Source organism: Pseudomonas sp. NPDC090233 (assembly GCF_044772285.1).
GTDB lineage: Bacteria > Pseudomonadota > Gammaproteobacteria > Pseudomonadales > Pseudomonadaceae > Aquipseudomonas.
This window is the reverse complement of sequence record NZ_JBIVYQ010000007.1, coordinates 396,151-413,648: the sequence shown is the minus strand read 5'-3', so window position 1 is coordinate 413,648 and position 17,498 is coordinate 396,151. Positions and strand designations below refer to the sequence as shown.

The window sequence follows — 17,498 nt, the reverse complement described above, 5'->3', positions numbered from 1 at the left end:
GTAAAGCCGCCGGCCGCCCATGGCCGGGATACTGGACCCTGCCATGCTACGAATCACCGAACTGAAGCTGCCCCTGGACCATCCCGACGAAGCCCTGCGTGAAGCCATCGTCCAGCGCCTGGGCATCCGCGACGAGCAACTGCTCAGCTTCAACCTGTTCAAGCGCAGCTACGACGCACGCAAGAAGAACAGCGAGCTGCTGTTCATCTACACCATCGACCTCGAAGCCAGCAACGAAGCCGAACTGCTTAGTAAGTTCGCTGACGATCACAACATCACAGTCGCGCCAGATGTTACCTATAAGTACGTTGGGCAGGCCCCGGCCGATCTGCAGGCGCGGCCAATTGTGGTCGGCTTTGGCCCTTGCGGCATCTTCGCCGGGCTGTTGCTGGCGCAGATGGGCTTCAAGCCGATCATTCTCGAGCGTGGCAAGGAAGTGCGCCAGCGCACCAAGGATACCTGGGGCCTGTGGCGCAAGAGCGTGCTCATCCCCGAGTCCAACGTGCAGTTCGGCGAAGGCGGCGCCGGCACGTTCTCCGACGGCAAGCTGTACAGCCAGATCAAGGACCCGCAGCACCACGGCCGCAAGGTGCTGGAGGAGTTCGTCAAAGCCGGCGCACCGGAAGAGATCCTCTACATCAACAAGCCACACATCGGTACCTTCCGCCTGACCGGCATGGTCGAGCAGATGCGCCAGGACATGATTGCCCTCGGTGCCGAAGTACGCTTCCAGGAGAAGGTGACCGACCTGCTGATCGAAGACGGCCAGCTGAGCGGCGTCATACTGGAAAGCGGCGAGCAACTGCACTCGCGCCACGTGGTTCTGGCCCTGGGCCACAGCGCCCGCGACACCTTCCGCATGCTGCATGGCAAGGGCGTATTCATGGAAGCCAAGCCGTTCTCGGTCGGCTTCCGCATCGAACACCCGCAAACGCTGATCGACAAGGCGCGCCTGGGCAAGTACGCCGGCCACCCGAAACTCGGCGCCGCCGACTACAAACTGGTGTACCACGCCAAGAACGGCCGTTCGGTGTACAGCTTCTGTATGTGCCCAGGCGGTACCGTGGTCGCCGCCACCAGCGAACCTGGCCGCGTGGTCACCAACGGCATGAGCCAGTACTCGCGTAACGAGCGCAATGCCAACTCCGGCATCGTGGTCGGCATCGACCCTGAGCGCGATTACCCAGGTGGCCCGCTGGCGGGCATCGAGTTGCAGGAGCGCCTGGAAGCGCACGCCTATGTGATGGGCGGCAGCAACTATCAAGCGCCAGCGCAACTGGTCGGCGATTTCGTTGCGGGTAGACCGTCGACTGCGCTGGGCAGTGTCGAACCGTCGTACAAGCCGGGCGTTACCCTCGGCGACTTGGCCCCGAGCCTGCCGGACTTCGCCATCGAAGCGATCCGCGAAGCGCTGCCCGCGTTCGACCGCCAGATCAAAGGCTACAACCTGCATGATGCAGTGCTCACCGGCATCGAGACGCGTACTTCTTCGCCGCTGCGCATTACCCGCGGCGCGGATTACCAGAGCCTGAATGTGAAGGGGCTATTTCCTGCAGGCGAAGGTGCCGGGTATGCCGGGGGCATCCTGTCGGCCGGTGTCGATGGCATTCGCATCGCTGAAGCCGTGGCGCGGGATATGCTCGGGCTGTAAGCCGCGACAGATATATAAAAACCCCGAACTGGCGAGGCCAGTTCGGGGTTTTGTTTTTGCAGCAATCAGTGCGATACGCGGCTGGTGCCGTCGACGGTCATGATGCGCACACGCTCACCCACGCGGAAGATTTCGTTTTCCTGCACAGCCTGCACGTAAGCGCGCATGCTGCCATCGTCTTCACGCACAGTAATCTCGACACCTTGAGTGCGGGTGATACCTTCCTCAGCTGCGGAGCCTGCCAGGCCACCGGCCACGGCACCGATCACGGCTGCAACGATGCTGCCACGGCCACCACCGATGGCGCTACCTGCTACACCACCGACGATTGCGCCAGCACCACCACCGATCGGCGTCTTGGTGCCCTCGATTTTGACTGGGCGCAGGGATTCGATGGTCCCCATGCGCACAGTCTGCACGCGACGGGCTTCATCACGGGAGTAGCTGTCGCCGGTCAGGCTGGAGGCACAGCCGCCCAGCAACAACGACATGGTGGTAAAGGTCGCCACCAGCAAAGCGGATTTACGCATGGGTAAAGTCTCCATAAGTCAGGTGTCCATTAGACGCTGCACCTCGACGGCTGTCACGGTAGCGAAGCAATAAAATTATTTCCGTTCAGCTGCGGTACAGTCTCCGAGCCGGGCTTGGAGACTTAGACAGAGGATAGTCAGGGATTGCTGCATCGGCGTGCAGACTGGGGTTGGGGCTGTGGGACAGCCCCTGAAGTTCAAGGAGCCAGGCGCTCGCGTGCCCATTGCCCATCGACCAGCCGATAGTTCAGCCGATCATGCAGCCGGCTTGCCCGGCCCTGCCAGAACTCGATGCGCTCAGGCAGCAGGCGATAGCCTCCCCAATGCTCCGGGCAGTGCGGCTGAGTGTCGGAGAAGCGGGCCTCGGTAGCCTTCACCAAACCTTCTAATTCCTCGCGGCCGGCAATTACTCGACTCTGTGGTGAGGCCCAAGCACCCAGGCGACTGCCCAGCGGACGCACCTGGTAATAGTCATCGGACTCCTTGGCCGTCACCTTTTCCACCCGCCCCTCGATCCGTACCTGGCGCTCCAGCGCTGGCCAGAAGAAGGTCATGGCAGCGAAAGGGTTGACCTGAAGTTGCTGGCCCTTGGCGCTGTCGTAATTGGTGAAAAAGGTGAAGCCGCGCGCGTCGAGCCCCTTGAGCAGCAGCACGCGACAATGCGGGCGGCCTTCGCCGTCGACCGTGGCAACGGTCATGGCATTCGCCTCCACCGGTGGCTGCTCGGTCTTCACCGCATCAGCGAACCACTGGTGGAACAGGGCGAACGGCTCACCCGGGGCCTGGGCTTCGGCCAGGCCATCACGGGTATAGTCGCGGCGCATATCGGCCAGGGATTGGGTCATGGCTGCGTTTCCTTGACGATCAGTTGGTCTTCGCAGGGCTGTTGGCGGCTACTTTCTTCTCAGCGGTAGCCTTTTTTGCGGCGGGCTTGGCCGGCGCGGTTTTCTTCTTGGCAGCGGTCTTGGCCGGTGCCTTGGCCTTGGCGACAGGCTTTTTCGCAGCCGGTTTGGCAGCGGCCTTGGCGGCTGGCTTGCTTTCGGCAGCCTTGGCAGCAGGCGCCTTGGCATCCTGGACGGCGACCATAGAGGCCGGGGTGGATGGCGGCACGGCCTTCTGGTACTTGGCCATCAGCGCCAGCATGGTGTTCTGCGGGGTCAGCAGCATTTCCACGCGACGGTTAAGGGAACGGCCTTCGGCGCTGTCGTTGGCGGCGCGCGGCATTTCCGAGCCCATGCCCTTGAGCGACAGGCGGTCACGTTGCAGCCCGCTCAGGCGGAAGATCGCCGATACCGAAGCCGCGCGCTCCGTGCTCAGCTTCTGGTTGGTGGCGGCAGCACCACTGGTATCGGCATGGCCCAGCACCAGCACGGCAGTCTTCGGGTCGCCTTCAACGGCCTTGGCCACGCGGGTGATCGGGCCGAGGGTCATCGGCAGCAGCATGTTTGGACGGTCCGGGTTGTAGGAGCTGTCCGCCGGGATGGTGACGACCAAGACGTTGTCACGGCGCTCCAGCTCAAGCTTGCTGTCCTTGATGGCTTCACGCAGCTTCGGCTCATATTGGTCGAGCCAGGCCTGGGTAGCTTTTTCGTCGATCTTTGGCACGACCGGCCCTTTGGCCTGCTTGTCGTCCCCACCGAAAGGCCACCACCAGCGGCTGGCGCTCTCGGACTTGGCGTCGGCCTTGGCGACGTTTTCGGTGACGGCCTGCTTCACTTCCTGCTCGGCGACCTTGTCCGAACCAAAGGGCCACCAGCTGCTGCTGCCCTCCTTCGAAGCATCCTGAGGATGGCTGGCGCAGCCGGTCACGGCGGTCAGGCACAGGGCCAGAGCTAAGGTTTTATGTGAAGACATCAGCGATACACCATGAAATTGAAAGAGATTTTGCCAACACACTTGAGGCGTTGGCATTGAGGATAGTCAAAGGGGTCGCGCAATACCCGCATTACCCGATCAAAGGCACGTGCCAAGTACGCGCACCAGCTGCTGGGCCCTTGGGTCCATCAGCACGTAAGGGCCAAGGGTATTGACCACGAAACCGAAGGCCACGTCGTGCTCGGGGTCGGCGAAACCGACCGAGCCCCCCGCACCTGGGTGGCCGAAGGCCCGGGCGCCAAGGCCGAAGGTGGCGTTGGCCACGGTGGGCTGGTCGAGCATGCAACCCAGGCCGAATCGGGTCTGAGTCAGCAAGGTACGGTCCTGACCAATGCTGTGCTCGCGGGTCAGTTCATCGAGCAGTTCGGATTCGAGCAGGCTGCCGTCAAGCAGGCCGGCGTAGAAGCCCGCCAGGCTGCGGGCATTGCCGTGGCCGTTGGCAGCCGGCTGCTGCATGCGCCGCCATTCCGGCTTGTTGGTGCTGGTGAGGATCGCCGGCGGATTGGTGAACGCGCGGGTCGACAATGCCTCGGGCTCACGCATCGTTACCTGCAGCAGGCGTTGCGCTGCCGCATCACCGGCATTGCCCTTGCCGCGTGCGATATGCGCCACGCGATGGAATTCTTCGTCGGCCAGGCCGACATGGAAGTCCAACCCCAACGGCCTGGCCGTGCGGGCCACGATCGACTCGCCAGGGCCACGGCCATCGGCGCGGCGTATCAGTTCGCCGATCAGCCAGCCATAGGTGATGGCGGCGTAGCCGTGCTCGGTGCCGGGTGTCCACCAGGGTGTTTCAGCGGCCAGTGCGTCGACCATGATTTGCCAGTCATAAAGCGCTTCGGCAGGCAGCAGTTCACGGATGGCCGGCAAACCGGCGCGGTGGCTGAGCAGTTGGCGCAGGGTAACGCTCTCTTTACCTGCCTGGGCAAACTCTGGCCAGTAGCGCGCTACCGGGGCATCGAGGGCCAGTTTGCCCTCACCCACCAATTGAAGTGCCGTGACTGCAGTGAAGGTCTTGGTGCAGGAGAACAGGTTGGCGATTGTGTCGCTGTGCCAGGCTTCCTGGCCATCCTTGTCGGCGCTGCCCGCCCAAAGGTCGATCACAGTCTCGCCACCCACCTGGATGCACAGCGCTGCACCACGTTCCTGGGGATCATCGAACAATGCCGCGAATGCTTCGCGCACAGCCTCGAACTTCAGCTCATAGTGACCCTGGATCTGCACCCGCTGTTCTCCGTACAACCTTGCCGAAAAAGGCGTGCATTGTTTCAGTAGTTGGCGGTTTTGCCTACTGGGCAAGGCCAGATGGTTATAGGAAAACGCTTCATTTTGCAGGTGGCTTTTCTGCGGAAGAGCCCGCTATAGACGCCTCTTTGTCTAGCTGGCTGCTCAACTGACCAATGGCTTGCAGGTTGCTCTTGCGCACCGCCTCGACAAACCCCGGATACGCCACATCGGTGATCGCCACCAGCCCCAGATGCCCGTTCTCGCCATCGAGCAGCCGCCCGCTGGCTGGCTGGTCGAGGTACTGGAACCAATGCGCGCCTACGATCATCGGTTGCGCCAGCGCAGCCTTGAGGAAGTTGTCATAGGCCGGTCCGCGGTCCTCTTCTCGCGGTAGCTCCACCGGCCCTGGCCAGAATGGCCCACGGTCGCGGGAGCCGAACTGGAACTCGGACACCAGTATCGGCTTGTCCAGCTCGGCGAGGCGGGCAAAGTCGTAGCCGTCCTCGGGTTTGAGTGTATAGAAGTTGAAACTCAGTACATCGCAGAACTCGGCGCAGGCCTTGACCGCTTCCGGTGTGCTCACAGCATAGCGACCGCCCAGGAGCAGGTGGTTGGGCGCATGCCATTTCAGCGAGTCGGCGATGGTCTTGAAGTATGTTTCGGCGAACACCCGCTGGAAATATTGGTAGTCGCGCTCGATTTCAGGGTGCTCAGGGTTGGGCAGCGGCGCCTCGAAGCCCGGGTCTTCCATCAGCTCCCAGGCCTGCAGATCGATACCCCAGGCCTTGGACAGCCCCTGCTGGTTACGGTATTTGTCACGCAACTGCTTGAGAAACGCGCGCTTGGCGGGCACATCGGTGGTCAGGCGCAAGGTGCCATAGGCCAGGCCGTAACGGGCCTTGGGGTCGTTGCCCGGAGCGGCCCAAGCCAATTCGTTGTCAGCAAAATAACCGATCAGCCACGGGTCATCACGGTGGTCGCGCGCAGCGATGGCGACGGCGCGCTCGGTGGCCATGGCGAAACGCGGGTCGAACGGATCGGGCATGCGCCCCCACCAGTCCATGCCGGTGCTGATGCTGGCGTAGTCGCCAACAATGGACAGTGGCAGCGTATAAGGCATGCGCTTGGCATCGGCCAGAGCCGGGTCGCTCCAGTTACCCAGCGTGTTGAAGCCCCAGGCCTGCAGACGGTCGAGCGTGTGTACCTGCCAACGCGCGGCATCCAACTTCAGCGGCGGGCACTGAGGCGCAGGCTGGCCTTCGACGGCGGCCGGACACGAATTGCCATGACTGCGCTGGATATTCGCCGCATAGAAATCGAACCAGCGCCCCTGCTTGAAGTTGCGCCCTTGCGAAGAGGCATTGCCATCGTCGTTGTTGCCCTCGCCGTAGAAGGCCGCCAGTGCGTCATCCTGGCCGGGCAGCGTACTGAACATGCCTTCGCGGCCGGCGACATAGGTACGCCCGCCATCGGAGGCCACGGTATTGACGCCCAATGAGTAGAAGGGATGACCTTCCGGGGTCACCAGGTACCAGCGGCCATCGCGCTTTTCGGTACGAAAGAAGCCCTTGGCCTCGAACACCGGCCCCGCCAGTAAGCCCCCGTAACTGTCCAACTGCAACTTCGCGCGCTCGGTCAACCACGCCTTGAGCTGTTGCTGCTCGCGGTTGTCGGCGGCCTTGAGCTGTTCATCGTTGACGATCTTTTCTGGCCAACGGCCTCGGGTAGACTGGCCGTAGCCGTCGATCAGCTGGTGATACGCCGCCTTGTAGGCGAGGTCATCATCCTGAATACCGACTTTTTCAATCAGCAGGTTCTGCGCCACCTTGGGGCTCGGAATGGTCAGGCTGAGCGAAACCACCTGTTTGAGGTCGACCTCGCCGACGCTACTGGTCAACAGCACGCGCTGCCCTTCATGCACCCACGGCATCGGTGGGCCGGCGCGCATGCCCTGGCTCAGCGGCGAGCTGGCTTTGAGCGGCACCATGACCGTCTGCGCAGGCCCTGCCGGCAGGTCGATGCGGCTGGTCAGGGTGCGACCATCATTGCCCTGCACCGTGACATCGACGGTCAGCGCCCAATCCATGGCACTTTGCATGCGCAGGGTGAGGAACTGCCCGGCGGACCAGTCCCAGGCGCCACTTTGCGGGCTCAGGCGCAGCGTTGGCCGCTCGACCGGGTTGAACACCACCCGCCTCAACACCTCGCCTTCTGTGGTCTGTTCAGCGTTGTACTGCGGCATGCCGGAGCCTTCGGTCGCCACATTGACGACGGAGGCAGGGCGCACGAAGCTGAACAGCGTCTGCTGCCCGGCCATGAGCGGGGTGCTCAACAACAGGGTGAGAACAGCGGGCAAGGTGCGGCGGATCATAGGGCTCAGGCTCTCCTTCCAGGCCCTCATGAGCCCGCGACAGAGTGATGGACAACGGGCCGGCGCGTCATGCTCCGGCCGTCAGGAAATCTCCCGCCGGAAGGGCGGCAGCGCATTGAGAATAGCCTTGCCGTAGCGCTGGGTGACCAGGCGCCGATCCAGCAAGGTGATAACGCCGCGATCCTGCTCGGTGCGCAGCAGGCGACCGCAGGCCTGGATCAATTTCAGCGATGCATCGGGCACGGCGATTTCCATGAATGGGTTACCGCCACGGGCTTCGATCCATTCAGCCAGGGCCGCCTCGACCGGATCGTCCGGCACCGAGAAGGGAATCTTTGCGATGACCACGTGCTCGCAATAGGCACCCGGCAAGTCGACACCCTCAGCAAAACTGGCCAGGCCGAACAGAACACTGTGCTGGCCGTCATCGACCCGCGCCTTGTGCTTGTTGAGGGTCTCCTGCTTGGACAGGTTGCCCTGGATCAGCACCAGCTTGCGCCAGTCGCGGTCCAGGCCGTCGAACACTTCCTGCATCTGCTTGCGCGAGGAGAACAGCACCAGTGCACCACGGGCGTCTTCGACGATGTTCGGCAGCTCGCGAATGATCGCCGCAGTATGCGCTGCCGCATCGCGCGGGTCGGCCTTGAGATCCGGAACCCGCAACAGGCCCGCGTCACCATGCACGAATGGGCTGGGCACAACGCAGGTCACCGCGTCACGGGGCAGGCCCGAGCGCATGCGGAAGCGGTCGAACTTGCCCAGTGCGGTGAGCGTCGCCGACGTCACCAGGGCGCCATGGGCCACGCTCCACAGGCTGCGGCGCAGCATCTCGGCAGCCAGGATCGGGCTGGCGTTGACCTCGATATCGAACAGCGCGCCGCTTTCGGCCAGGGTCAACCAGCGGGCCATGGGCGGGCTGTCTTGCGGGTCTTCGGCGGTAAAGGCGGTCCACAGCTCCCAGTTGCCCTGGGCGCGGGTTACCAGGCTGCCGAACAACGGGTACCACTCTTCGGCCTGGTGGCTGGCGATGCCGATGTTGACCTCGCCGTCCATGCCTTCTTTGAGCAGGTCTGCCAGGCGGGTGAACAGGTCGTTGAGGCGAGCGAAGCCTTTTTTCAGCTCGATGCCGACTTCGCGGATCTGCTCGGGCACCACGCCGCCTTCGAAGCGATAGCGCGGGCGCTCGCGGCCCTCCACATCCTCGCTGGGACGGAAGTCGGCGACCTGCTCGCACAAGGTGAACATGAACTGCTGCTGCGTGCGGATTTCCCGCGCCAGCTCCGGCACCTGTTCGATCAGCTTGCCCAAGTCGCCTGGCAACGGGTGCTGGGCCAACAGCTTGGTCAGGTTCTTGGCGGTCTGCTCCAGCCAGTCGGCGGTGGAGCGCAGACGCGAATAGTGGGCGAAGTGGCCGATGGCCTTGTCCGGCAGGTGGTGGCCTTCGTCGAACACGTACATCGTGTCGCGCGGGTCGGGCAGGACGGCGCCGCCGCCCAGGGCCAGGTCGGCCAGCACCATGTCGTGGTTGGTGACGATCACATCGACCTTGCCCATGCCTTCACGGGCCTTGTAGAACACGCACTGCTGGAAGTTCGGGCAGTGGCGACCGGTGCATTGGCTGTGGTCGGTGGTCAGGCGCGCCCAGTCCTGGTCTTCCAGGGTTTCCGGCCAGCTGTCGCGGTCGCCATCCCAACGGTTACCGGCAAGCTTCTCGATCATGCTGTTGAACAGCTTCTGGCTGCGCTCGTCGACCTCGATGTGAAAGCCCTCTTCCTCGAACAGCTGGGCAGTGGCCGATTGCGCATGGCCCTCCTGCAGCAGCACGTCGAGCTTGGACAGGCACAGGTAGCGGCCGCGGCCCTTGGCCAAGGCGAAACTGAAGTTCAGGCCGCTGTTGCGCATGAGGTCGGGCAGGTCCTTGAAGACGATCTGCTCCTGCAGGGCCACGGTCGCGGTGGCGATCACCAGGCGCTTGCCGGCGGCCTTGGCAGCCGGGATCGCGGCCAGGCTGTAGGCGACCGTCTTGCCGGTACCGGTCCCTGCTTCCACCGCCACCACGGCGGGCTCACCGGCGCGGCGGCCTTCGTCGTCGCAGGCGATGTCGCCAAGCACCTTGGCCACTTCGGCGATCATCAGGCGCTGGCCATAGCGTGGCTTGAGGCTCTTGGCTTCGAGAAAACGCGAGTAGGCGCCCTGGATGGTGGCTTTGAGTTCGTTGCTGATCATGGTCTGCAGGCGCCCGGAGGGCTGGATATATTTTCAGTGTTTTGCATGGGGCGGCTATCATACCCCGCTATTGCCCTTTGTGCCGCATGGAGATCCGGATGCTCGCCTTTACCCTGCCCTACACACTGCATGTTCTTGCCGCCCTGGTATGGGTCGGCGGCATGTTCTTCGCCTGGCTGGTGCTGCGCCCGGCAACGGTTGCAGCCCTTGAGGGGCCTGCCCGGCTGCGGCTGTGGGTGGAAGTTTTCCGACGCTTCTTCGTCTGGGTCTGGCTGGCCGTGGCGATCCTGGCGATAAGTGGTATCGGCATGTTGCATATGCGCTTCAGCGGTTTCGAGACAGCGCCCAGGTATGTCCAGGTGATGATGGGCGGCGGGATCGCCATGTTCGCGCTGTTCATGCGCATTCAGGCGCTGTTGCTTCCGGAGTTGAAAGCCGCGGTGCAGGCCGAGGACTGGCCGGCCGGCGCAGCAGTGCTGGGCCGGATCCGTCGCATGGTGGGAGTCAATCTGCTGCTGGGCCTGGCCGTGGTGGCGGTAGCCAGTTCGCGGCTACCTATCTGAGCAAGGAATACTCGGGTCAGCCATTGCGCGGCAGCTGCGTCTGCCGCGGGATGGACATCACGTGGAAAATCCCTGTCAGCAGAATCTGCAACCGATCAAACCAGCGGTGACTGCGCCCGCGCAGGCTGGCGTTGAAGAACAACACCTCCAGAACGTGCAGCCCCAGCACCGACACCCCTACCGCATTGATCAACAGGTTGAACGGCACAGGCTGCGGCAGCAGCTGGTTGAACAGCACCACGCCCCAGAAGGCGATGGTGAGGATCTTGCCCAGGCCCAGGATGAATTTCATCTGCCGCTCCTTCAGTGCGTTAGTTGAGGTGCAGGTCCACCCGCCGATTGTGCGCGCGACCTTCCTCGGTGTCGTTTTCAGCGACCGGCTCACTGGCCCCACGGCCCTCGCTGGTGACCTTCTGCGGCGCCATGCCCTGGCTGATCAGGTATTCGGCGACACTGGCCGCACGCCGTTCTGAAAGTGCCTGGTTATAGCTGTCCGAGCCGACGTTGTCGGTGTGGCCAACCACCTTGATTCGCGACACGCCCAGCTCGTTCAGCCTGGGCAGCAGGCTCTGCAACCGCTGCTGGCTGCCCGGGGTCAGGTCAGCGGAGTTGAAGGCGAACATCACCTGGCCCTGGTCGTCGAGGGAGATCACCTCGGTCGTGGCCGGTGGCTCAGGCTCAGGTTGACTGGGCGGGTATTGCGGCAATGGGCAGCCCATGTGGTTGACTGCGGTACCGGCCGGCGTGTCGGGGCAGCGGTCGCGGCGATCGAACACGCCGTCGTCATCTTCGTCACCGTCCTGGGCATAACAGATCAGGCCACCGGCGATCGCGCCCAGGGCGCCGCCTCCGGCAGCCCAGCTGGAACTTTCGATGGCGCCCAGGCCACCGCCCGCCAAGCCACCCAGCAGGCTGCAGATCGGCCAGGTCCTTTGATTGAGGGGAGCACTGCCGTCGCTGTGGGTGGCGCAGCCTGCAAGCAGGCTGGAAACCACCAGCAGCGGCAGCGCTGCCTTTGACATAACACTCATGGTGAATGCTCCTGTGTCGTTGGCCGCATCCGGCCTACAGGAGTAAAGACGCGCCCGCGCCACTTCTCAAGGCGCGGGCGCACACCGTCAGCGCTGGATCTTGATCTCGGTGCGACGGTTCATCGAACGCCCATCGGCCGTGGCATTGTCCGCCACCGGCTGGGTTTCACCTGCACCGACCACCGAGATGAAGCTGGCACGCGGCACGCCGCTCTCGACCAGGTAATCGGTTACCGAGTGGGCACGGCGTTCGGACAGCTTCTGGTTGTAGCTGTCGGAGCCGACGCTGTCGGTGTGGCCGCTGACGCTCAGGCGGGCACTGGGCGCTTCCTGCTTCAGGCGGGTGGCGATGGTGTTGAGGCGCTCCTTGTCGGCGGCGGTCAGGCGCGCAGAGTCGAATTCGAAGTGCACGTCACGGATGACGATGACTTCCTCTTTCTGCACCACCACTTCCTCGACCACCGGGGCCGGTTCTGGTGGGCAGCCGTTGGCATCGACCTGCACGCCAGGCGGCGTACCTGGGCACTTGTCACGGCTGTCGGGCACGCCATCGCCATCCTCGTCGCCATCACCATGGGCCCAGCAATAGCCGGCGGCCAGGCCACCGCCAAGCAAGGCGCCCCAGCCAGCCCAGCTGGAGCTTTCGATGGCGCCCAGGGCGGCACCGCCCACACCCCCGACGGCAGCACACTTCGGCCAGTCGGTTTTTTGCAAACCTGCACAACCAGTCAACACACTGGTGAGCAGTACCAGGGGTAACGCTGTGCGTACTATGCTCATCTCAAAGCTTCTCCTAGGGGGAATCGGCTAAGACCGATCATTGGGAGTAAAGACCGCGCATCTGATCCCTGCCAGCAATAAGCCACGACGGTGTTACATGCCGCTTTGCCCCCGGCCGACAGCCCGTTAGTCTTGCAAGACCTGAACGAGGATTGGCAATGACTGACGGTTTTTCCCAACGCACACCGCAGCAGGCCCTGGCGGCGCTGCTGGAGCGCTTCACCCCACAACGCCTGCTGCTGGTGGGCACTCGCTTCCCTGCCCTGGATGCCTTTGCCCAGGCTCACCCAAACGTGACCATCGAAACCTGCGCACCTGGCGCATTGCCCGCTGAAGTGGCCGCGCAGCGCTTCGATCTGGCGGTGCTGGTGGACTGCCTGGAGCACCTGCCCAAACGCGCAGGACTGGAATTGCTGGGCGGCATCCGCAACCTCAACGCCAGCCGCGTCGCGGTGCTGGCCGACCTGCGCGCCTGCGGCTGGCAGGACACCGACTTCTTTGCCCTGGCCCTGTCGGCCAGTGAGAAATTCCGTCGTGACGAGCAGGTCCTGAACTTGTTCACCTATGATCTACATGACTACAAGCAGGTCCCGGACTGGCTCAACGCCCGCTTCTGGGCCAACCCTGAAAACTTCGGCAAGTACTGGTGGTGATGATGAGTGTTTCGGTTTGCCCCTGCGGCAGTGGCAACTTGCTGGACGCCTGCTGCGGGCACTACCACGCCGGAACCCCGGCTCCGGATGCCCAGGCGCTGATGCGTTCGCGCTACAGCGCTTACGTGCTTGGCCTGATCGATTACCTGATCGCCACCACCCTGCCGGCCCAGCAGGCCGGGCTCGATCGCGCCGCCATGGCGGCCTGGAGCGCCCAGAGCACCTGGTTGGGCCTGGAAGTGGAAAACGCCGAGGTGCTCGGTGGCCAGCCCGAGCATGCCTTCGTCACCTTCACCGCGCGCTGGCATGACCAGGACGGTGACCACCAGCACCGTGAGCGTTCGGCCTTCGTGCAGCATGAGGGGCGCTGGTTCTTCATTGACCCGACCGTGGAGCTCAAGGCTGGCCGCAACGACCCCTGCCCGTGCGACAGCGGGCAGAAGTTCAAGAAATGCTGCGCCAGTTACGTCGGTAACTGAGCATGATCGCCCTGGCCCGCCTACTCCTGCTCGGCACCTTGCTGTTGTTGCAGGCGGGCTGTGCAATCTGGGGAAATGACGACTGGCGCGAGCCTGAAGTGCACCTGGTCAAGGTCGAGACGGTCAAGGCGCGCCTGTTGGAGCAGGAGTTCGTGCTGCACTTGCGCATCGACAACCCCAATGACAGCCGCCTATTCATTCGCAACGTCGGCTATGCCGTCTGGCTCAACGACCTGCTGCTGGTGGAGGATGAAACCAGCGTCTGGCGCAGTGTCGGTGGCCATGCCCGGCGCACCTTCAAGATCACTGCACGCACCAACCTGTGGAAGCAGCTCAAGCCGTTGGCCAAGTTGCTCAAAAGCGAGCAACAGCTGCATTACCGCTTGCAGGGCGAATTGGCGACCGGGCTACTCATCCACCGGGACCTGCACTTATCGCGCAGTGGTGAGATAATGCCCGGCGATTTCATACCGGAGTAACCCTGCAATGACTCAACAACCCCATGTTCATGGCCCTGACTGCAACCACGGTGACGATCATCACCACGATCACGACCACGGCCATGTGCACGGCCCGCATTGCAACCACGGCCACCAGGAGCCGGTTCGCAACGCCCTGAAAGACATTGGCCGCAACGATCCGTGCCCGTGCGGTAGCGAGAAGAAATACAAGAAGTGCCACGGGGCTTGATACAGCCTGAATCGTGCGGTGCATCGTAGATCGCATCGCGGCTAAAGCCGCTCCCACATTGGATTGTTCGTTCGCCACGCCATGTAGGAGCGGATTCATCCGCGATGCGCCGCGCGGGCGGCGCTCGATCTTGAGAGCAACAGAGAGATCAAGACGAGCCCACAGCGCTCGATCTCACAGGCGCCGAATACGTAACGGCATGCTACCTTAGCGCCACTCAAACCCCCGCCACGCCTTGCAGGAGCCCTTGTCATGGCCGCCCCCGTCCTTCCTCCCTTCCGCCCACGGTTCGCCACCGCTGCCACGCTGTTCGGCATGCTCGGGCTTGCCGGTTGCCAGATGGGCGGCTATCAGGACAGCGTGCCACCCACCACTGGGGTACAGCCGCTCAAAGGCCTGGCGCAAAACGTTTCGATCCGGCGCAACGCCATGGGCGCACCGCTGATCGAAAGCAGCAACTTCCATGACGCCCTGTTCAGCCTCGGCTATGTGCACGCTGGCGACCGCATCGAACAGATGCTCGCCATGCGCCTGCTCGCCCAGGGCCGCCTGGCGGAGCTGGCCGGTAGCGAAGCGCTGGACATCGACCGCCTGATGCGCGCCGCCAACCTCAAGCAGAATGCCACCCAGCTGTACGCCGACGCGTCGCCTAGGCTCAAGCGTTTCTTCGATGTCTATGCCCGCGGGGTCAACGCCTACCTGTTCCGTTACCGCGACAAGCTGCCAGCCAACCTCGCCAGCAGTGGCTATCGCCCGGAATACTGGAAGCCCGAAGACTCGGCACTGATCTTCAGCCTGTATGCCTTCAGCCAGTCGGTGAACCTGCAGGAAGAACTCAGCGCCCTGACCCTGGCGCAAAAAGTCGGCAGCGAAAAGCTGCCTTGGCTGTTGCCCGGCGCACCGGATGAACCCCTGGCCGACGCCGAGGTGGAAAAACTCAAGGGGCTCAACCTGAACAGCCAGCTGCCGGGCCTGACGGCCTTGGCAGCTGCCAGCCAGAAGCTGGCCGACCTCGACCTGCTCGGCAGCCCAGGCTCGGCCAACCTGGCCTTGGGCCCGCAACGCAGCCGCAGCGGCAAGAGTCTGCTGGCCAGCGACAGCCGCGCCGCCTGGGCCCTGAGCCCGGTGCAGATCCACACCGGCAAATATCAGGTGGCAGGCCTGTCGCTACCGGGCCTGCCCATCGTCCTGGCCGGATACAACGGCAAGCTGGCCTGGAGCAGCAGCGCGGTGATGGCCGACAATCAGGACCTGTACCTGGAGCAGTTACGCCACCAGGGCAGCCAGGTCAGTTACCTGGCCGACGGCAAGTGGCTGCCGGCACGTGCGCGCAGCGAAACCTTCTTCGTCCGCGGCCAACGTCCGCAGCGCGAAGTGATGTACGACACCCGCCACGGCACCCTGCTCGCCCAACCCGGCACTGCCAGCCTGGGCCTGGCCCTGAACCTGCCGCAGCTCAAGGGCGACCGTAGCCTCGATGCGCTGTTCGACCTGACCCGTGCGAAAAACGTCGAGCGCGCGTTCGACAGCACACGCGAGATCGGTGCCGCCGCGCTCAACTTCGTGTTCGCCGAACCTGAGCACATCGGCTGGCAGGTCAGCGGCCGCTACCCGAACCGCCGCGAAGGCCAAGGCTTGCTGCCGTCCCCGGGCTGGGACGGCCGCTATGACTGGGATGGCTACGCCGATCCGATGCTGCACCCCTACGACCAGGACCCGCCAGCCGGCTGGATCGGCCACGCCAATCAACGCAGCCTGCCGCGTGGCTACGGCATGCAGCTGTCCAATACCTGGTACTACCCCGAGCGTGCCGAACGCCTGGCCCAGCTGGCCGGCAACGGCCGCCACGACAGTCGCAGCCTGATGGCCCTGCAGAACGACCAGGTAACGCTGCTGGCCGACAAGCTCAAGCAGATGTTCGACGCCCCGGGCATGGCCCAGCCGCTCAAGCAGGCCATCGACGCTCTGCCTGCCTCCCAGCGCGACAAGGCCCGTGACGCGCTGGCCCGGCTCAAGGCTTTCGATGGCCGCCTGAGCCCGGTCTCGGCGGATGCGGCGCTGTATGAACTGTTCCTCCAGGAAGTCGCCCGCCAGACTTTCCTCGACGACCTCGGACCAGAATCCAGCCCGGCTTGGCAGGCGTTCGTCAGCAATGCGCGCCTCTCCTACTCGGCGCAGGCCGACCACCTGCTCGGCCGCGAAGACAGCCCCTTCTGGGATGACCGCAACACGCCGCAGAAGGAAGACAAACCAGCCATTCTCGCCCGCAGCCTGGCCGCTGCCGTGGATGCCGGCACCTCGCAACTGGGCGACGACCGTCGCGCCTGGCAATGGGGCAAGCTGCACCAGTACCGCTGGCCTGCACCGGCCTATCATGGCTTGGGCGATGCCCTCAGCCGTTCGCCGTCGGCCGCTGGCGGTGATTTCACTACTCTGGCCTTGACTCCCTATGCCTGGGGCAGCGATTTCGACACCCGCCTGCCAGCTTCCGCACGCATGATCGTCGACTTCGGCCAGGCCGAGCCGCTGCAGGTGCTGACCAGCAGCGGCCAGTCCGGCAACCCGGCCAGCGGGCATTACAGCGACGGGCTGGATGCCTGGTTCAAAGGGCGGTTCATGAGCCTGCCGATTCAGCCGCAGAATTTTGGGCGGGCTTATGGGAGTCAGCGGTTGACGTTGGTGCCGGGTAGATAGCCAGGAATGATGAAGCCGCCAGATTTGGCGGCTTTCATCTACCGATCAAGCCGCTACAACAGCGAGTTCAATGCGCTGACCTAACACATTCAGCGCATGCTCGACCTGTTCGATCTTGGAGCGATGCAGCAGGTCGACCAGCCGATCTACCTGGGGACGATTAACGCCCAAGCGCCGCGCCATTTCAGTTTTTGTCACGTTCTGCTCGATCATGGTGTTCCAGAGCGCAGCTTTTGCCGCCGTCAATGCTGGCAGACGCACGAGCGATTGACCGGAAGACGGCGCTCTCGGCAATGGAATAGCTTTTTTCTGATCCACATAGAAAGAAAGCGCGGACTCCATGGCATCAACTGCATCGAACAGTGCCTCCTCCGCAGTATCGCCGGCGCTGGCCATTTCAGGCACATCCGGACAACTGATCCAGACACTGCCTTCTTCTCGGTGAATGGTCACCGGGTAATCGAAGATCATCGTGTGCTCTCCCCTAAGTTCATCATTCTCTCAAGCCCAGATCCTTCATGATCTTCTTTCTGAGCCCTTCACCCATTTCTTTGGCACCATGATCTGGAAAAATCGTCTGGCGATTGCCGAGGGAGACCTTGAAATGGCTTCCCTTTGCTGGCACGAATGTAGCGCCCTGGGCGCGTAACCATCGGCGAAACTCACTGTACTTCATGCGGGCCTTCGATCACTCAATGTGCATCACATGCAGAGTGCGCGCAACATTT

Annotated in this window: 18 protein-coding genes; 7 read left to right on the top strand and 11 right to left on the bottom strand. The window is 63.4% G+C overall.

What is annotated here, in order from left to right:
- The first annotated feature begins 43 nt into the window (after positions 1-43).
- Positions 44-1,651 (top strand): NAD(P)/FAD-dependent oxidoreductase, encoded by a 1,608-nt coding sequence (locus ACIQUF_RS21655; protein ID WP_403135263.1) that lies wholly within the window; start codon positions 44-46, stop codon positions 1,649-1,651.
- A 65-nt stretch (positions 1,652-1,716) separates the two neighbouring features.
- Here the strand turns inward: ACIQUF_RS21655 and ACIQUF_RS21650 are convergent, their stop codons facing one another.
- The 6 genes from ACIQUF_RS21650 to dinG form a co-directional block, all read right to left on the bottom strand.
- On the bottom strand, positions 1,717-2,181 hold the full coding sequence (locus tag ACIQUF_RS21650; protein ID WP_403135260.1) for a glycine zipper 2TM domain-containing protein: 465 nt from the start codon (positions 2,179-2,181) through the stop codon (positions 1,717-1,719).
- A 197-nt stretch (positions 2,182-2,378) separates the two neighbouring features.
- Positions 2,379-3,026: a pyridoxamine 5'-phosphate oxidase gene (pdxH, locus tag ACIQUF_RS21645; RefSeq protein WP_403135257.1), complete on the bottom strand. Its 648-nt coding sequence runs from the start codon at positions 3,024-3,026 to the stop codon at positions 2,379-2,381.
- A gap of 19 nt (positions 3,027-3,045) precedes the next feature.
- Positions 3,046-4,035 carry an OmpA family protein gene (locus tag ACIQUF_RS21640; protein ID WP_403135254.1) on the bottom strand — a complete coding sequence of 330 codons (990 nt, stop codon included), beginning with the start codon at positions 4,033-4,035 and terminating at the stop codon, positions 3,046-3,048.
- A 99-nt stretch (positions 4,036-4,134) separates the two neighbouring features.
- Entirely contained in the window at positions 4,135-5,280 is a 1,146-nt protein-coding gene (locus tag ACIQUF_RS21635; protein WP_403135252.1) for a serine hydrolase domain-containing protein, read from the bottom strand.
- A 100-nt stretch (positions 5,281-5,380) separates the two neighbouring features.
- Complete coding sequence (locus ACIQUF_RS21630; RefSeq protein WP_403135250.1) at positions 5,381-7,654, bottom strand: beta-agarase; 2,274 nt, start codon at positions 7,652-7,654, stop codon at positions 5,381-5,383.
- An 81-nt stretch (positions 7,655-7,735) separates the two neighbouring features.
- Entirely contained in the window at positions 7,736-9,880 is a 2,145-nt protein-coding gene (gene dinG, locus ACIQUF_RS21625) for an ATP-dependent DNA helicase DinG (RefSeq protein WP_400800514.1), read from the bottom strand.
- 98 nt (positions 9,881-9,978) lie between these two features.
- Here dinG and ACIQUF_RS21620 point away from each other — a divergent pair, with 98 nt between their 5' ends.
- Positions 9,979-10,443 carry a CopD family protein gene (locus ACIQUF_RS21620; protein WP_403135248.1) on the top strand — a complete coding sequence of 155 codons (465 nt, stop codon included), beginning with the start codon at positions 9,979-9,981 and terminating at the stop codon, positions 10,441-10,443.
- A gap of 16 nt (positions 10,444-10,459) precedes the next feature.
- Here ACIQUF_RS21620 and ACIQUF_RS21615 read toward each other — a convergent pair whose 3' ends face one another.
- From ACIQUF_RS21615 to ACIQUF_RS21605, 3 genes are all read right to left on the bottom strand, one after another.
- Positions 10,460-10,735, bottom strand: coding sequence for a DUF1145 domain-containing protein (locus tag ACIQUF_RS21615; RefSeq protein WP_403135245.1), 276 nt, complete (start codon positions 10,733-10,735; stop codon positions 10,460-10,462).
- 19 nt (positions 10,736-10,754) lie between these two features.
- Entirely contained in the window at positions 10,755-11,474 is a 720-nt protein-coding gene (locus ACIQUF_RS21610; protein WP_403135243.1) for an OmpA family protein, read from the bottom strand.
- A gap of 87 nt (positions 11,475-11,561) precedes the next feature.
- Complete coding sequence (locus ACIQUF_RS21605) at positions 11,562-12,254, bottom strand: OmpA family protein (protein WP_403135240.1); 693 nt, start codon at positions 12,252-12,254, stop codon at positions 11,562-11,564.
- A gap of 158 nt (positions 12,255-12,412) precedes the next feature.
- Between ACIQUF_RS21605 and ACIQUF_RS21600 the strand changes: the two genes are divergently transcribed.
- The 5 genes from ACIQUF_RS21600 (at position 12,413) to ACIQUF_RS21580 (ending at position 16,770) form a co-directional block, all read left to right on the top strand.
- Positions 12,413-12,907, top strand: coding sequence for a DUF6231 family protein (locus ACIQUF_RS21600; RefSeq protein ID WP_403135238.1), 495 nt, complete (start codon positions 12,413-12,415; stop codon positions 12,905-12,907).
- A gap of 2 nt (positions 12,908-12,909) precedes the next feature.
- On the top strand, positions 12,910-13,386 hold the full coding sequence (locus tag ACIQUF_RS21595; protein ID WP_403135235.1) for a YchJ family protein: 477 nt from the start codon (positions 12,910-12,912) through the stop codon (positions 13,384-13,386).
- Positions 13,387-13,388: 2 nt separating this feature from the next.
- Positions 13,389-13,865 carry an LEA type 2 family protein gene (locus ACIQUF_RS21590; RefSeq protein ID WP_403135232.1) on the top strand — a complete coding sequence of 159 codons (477 nt, stop codon included), beginning with the start codon at positions 13,389-13,391 and terminating at the stop codon, positions 13,863-13,865.
- Between the two features lie 7 nt (positions 13,866-13,872).
- Positions 13,873-14,076 (top strand): SEC-C metal-binding domain-containing protein, encoded by a 204-nt coding sequence (locus ACIQUF_RS21585; RefSeq protein ID WP_403135230.1) that lies wholly within the window; start codon positions 13,873-13,875, stop codon positions 14,074-14,076.
- Positions 14,077-14,328: 252 nt separating this feature from the next.
- Positions 14,329-16,770 carry a penicillin acylase family protein gene (locus ACIQUF_RS21580; protein WP_403135228.1) on the top strand — a complete coding sequence of 814 codons (2,442 nt, stop codon included), beginning with the start codon at positions 14,329-14,331 and terminating at the stop codon, positions 16,768-16,770.
- Between the two features lie 45 nt (positions 16,771-16,815).
- On the opposite strand, the gene ACIQUF_RS21575 is transcribed toward ACIQUF_RS21580, so the two are convergent.
- Both ACIQUF_RS21575 and ACIQUF_RS21570 read right to left on the bottom strand, forming a co-directional pair.
- Complete coding sequence (locus ACIQUF_RS21575; protein WP_403135225.1) at positions 16,816-17,241, bottom strand: type II toxin-antitoxin system HicB family antitoxin; 426 nt, start codon at positions 17,239-17,241, stop codon at positions 16,816-16,818.
- A gap of 22 nt (positions 17,242-17,263) precedes the next feature.
- Positions 17,264-17,446, bottom strand: coding sequence for a type II toxin-antitoxin system HicA family toxin (locus tag ACIQUF_RS21570; protein WP_403135223.1), 183 nt, complete (start codon positions 17,444-17,446; stop codon positions 17,264-17,266).
- Between the last annotated feature and the right edge of the window lie 52 nt (positions 17,447-17,498).

Excerpts from the sequence above, each read along its gene's own strand:
- ACIQUF_RS21655 (WP_403135263.1), top strand. The coding sequence starts at position 44 with ATGCTACGAATCACCGAACTGAAGCTGCCCCTGGACCATCCCGACGAA.
- ACIQUF_RS21650 (WP_403135260.1), bottom strand. The coding sequence starts at position 2,181 with ATGCGTAAATCCGCTTTGCTGGTGGCGACCTTTACCACCATGTCGTTG.
- pdxH (WP_403135257.1), bottom strand. The coding sequence starts at position 3,026 with ATGACCCAATCCCTGGCCGATATGCGCCGCGACTATACCCGTGATGGC.
- ACIQUF_RS21640 (WP_403135254.1), bottom strand. The coding sequence starts at position 4,035 with ATGTCTTCACATAAAACCTTAGCTCTGGCCCTGTGCCTGACCGCCGTG.
- ACIQUF_RS21630 (WP_403135250.1), bottom strand. The coding sequence starts at position 7,654 with ATGATCCGCCGCACCTTGCCCGCTGTTCTCACCCTGTTGTTGAGCACC.
- dinG (WP_400800514.1), bottom strand. The coding sequence starts at position 9,880 with ATGATCAGCAACGAACTCAAAGCCACCATCCAGGGCGCCTACTCGCGT.
- ACIQUF_RS21620 (WP_403135248.1), top strand. The coding sequence starts at position 9,979 with ATGCTCGCCTTTACCCTGCCCTACACACTGCATGTTCTTGCCGCCCTG.
- ACIQUF_RS21615 (WP_403135245.1), bottom strand. The coding sequence starts at position 10,735 with ATGAAATTCATCCTGGGCCTGGGCAAGATCCTCACCATCGCCTTCTGG.
- ACIQUF_RS21610 (WP_403135243.1), bottom strand. The coding sequence starts at position 11,474 with ATGAGTGTTATGTCAAAGGCAGCGCTGCCGCTGCTGGTGGTTTCCAGC.
- ACIQUF_RS21605 (WP_403135240.1), bottom strand. The coding sequence starts at position 12,254 with ATGAGCATAGTACGCACAGCGTTACCCCTGGTACTGCTCACCAGTGTG.
- ACIQUF_RS21600 (WP_403135238.1), top strand. The coding sequence starts at position 12,413 with ATGACTGACGGTTTTTCCCAACGCACACCGCAGCAGGCCCTGGCGGCG.
- ACIQUF_RS21595 (WP_403135235.1), top strand. The coding sequence starts at position 12,910 with ATGAGTGTTTCGGTTTGCCCCTGCGGCAGTGGCAACTTGCTGGACGCC.
- ACIQUF_RS21590 (WP_403135232.1), top strand. The coding sequence starts at position 13,389 with ATGATCGCCCTGGCCCGCCTACTCCTGCTCGGCACCTTGCTGTTGTTG.
- ACIQUF_RS21585 (WP_403135230.1), top strand. The coding sequence starts at position 13,873 with ATGACTCAACAACCCCATGTTCATGGCCCTGACTGCAACCACGGTGAC.
- ACIQUF_RS21580 (WP_403135228.1), top strand. The coding sequence starts at position 14,329 with ATGGCCGCCCCCGTCCTTCCTCCCTTCCGCCCACGGTTCGCCACCGCT.
- ACIQUF_RS21575 (WP_403135225.1), bottom strand. The coding sequence starts at position 17,241 with ATGATCTTCGATTACCCGGTGACCATTCACCGAGAAGAAGGCAGTGTC.
- ACIQUF_RS21570 (WP_403135223.1), bottom strand. The coding sequence starts at position 17,446 with ATGAAGTACAGTGAGTTTCGCCGATGGTTACGCGCCCAGGGCGCTACA.